The following is a 1204-nucleotide window of genomic DNA, read 5'->3' on the forward strand; positions in this document are numbered from 1 at the left end:
CATACAAGGCATTCAACCATCGAGGTTGATCCGGGCACCTTTGCCAACACTCCCCGCCCAAACACTCAACAACCGAGTTCTATGTATGCGGCGTCCACGCCCCATTGATTTTTCAGTTGCGGCGATCTGAGGCCGATCCTCGGCGGTCAAATGAGCTCACCGAAGAGTACCTGACGAGCTCATTGTGAGGCCGTGATGCGGGCGGCATAGGCCCATGGCATCAGGGCATCGATGTCTTTGGCGAGGTGGCCGTTTGCGAGGCGGGTGAAGAGGTCGCACAGATAGGCGTAGGGCTCAACGCCATTCATTTTACAAGTGCCGATCAGGCTGGCAAACCGGGCCCAGTTCCGCCCCCCTTCATCATGGCCCGCAAAGAGCGCGTTGCGGCGGTTCATGGCCGGGCGACGGATGGCGTTTTCCACCAGGTTGGAATCGATATCGACGCAGCCGTCATCAAGGAACAGCCGAAAGCCATCCTGTCGTTTCAGCATATACGCCAGGGCAATGCCGAGATCGGATTTGCGTGAGACACGCACAGCCTGAGCCGCGAGCCAGGTGAAGAACTCGTCCACCAGCGGGAGGGACAGGTCCTGTCGAACGGCCCGGCGATGTCCGGGGTCTGAGCCTCGGATACTGTCTTCGATCTTGTATAGCGCGGCGATGCGAATGAGCGCCTCGTCGACGATGGGTGATCCGCTCTTTGGCGTGGCCTTGATCAGCTTTCTGCGCCCATGTGCCCAACAGAAAGCCAGCTTCAAGGGAACGCCACCCATCCGGTCCGACGTGGCGAGGTGCGAATAGCCACCGTAGGCATCCACCTGGATTGTCCCGTTGAACCCGTCGAGGATTTCAGCGGCATATTCGCCTTTACGCCCGGGCCGGTAATGGAACACCACGCCCGGCGGCGCGGAGCCATTCCAGCCGCGGTCGTCACGCAACACGGCCCAGAGATAACCGGTCTTCGTCTTACCTCGCCCCGGATCAAGAACCGGAGCTGTTGTCTCGTCGACATAGAGCCGCGTGCTTTCCCACAGCAGCCGTTTGGCCATGTGGTCGACCACCGGTGCGATTTCGCTGCCCGTGCGCCCCATCCAATCGGAAAGGACCGTGCGGTCTATCGGCACCCCGTGTCGCGCCATGACCTCGGCCTGCCGGTTGAGCGGCATATGTTCGGAATGCTTGGAGACGGCAATCTCAGCCAGAA

1 protein-coding gene is annotated in these 1204 nt (G+C 60.5%); it reads right to left on the bottom strand.

All coding sequences use genetic code 11. The features are described from left to right. Nucleotides 1-179: 179 nt before the first annotated feature. Nucleotides 180-1204, bottom strand: a 1025-nt coding sequence (locus AAAB35_RS27010) for an IS66 family transposase (RefSeq protein ID WP_340671416.1), incomplete at its 5' end; no start/stop codon positions are given.

The organism is Phyllobacterium sp. (assembly GCF_037994425.1).
In the GTDB taxonomy this organism is placed as follows: Bacteria; Pseudomonadota; Alphaproteobacteria; order Rhizobiales; family Rhizobiaceae; genus Phyllobacterium.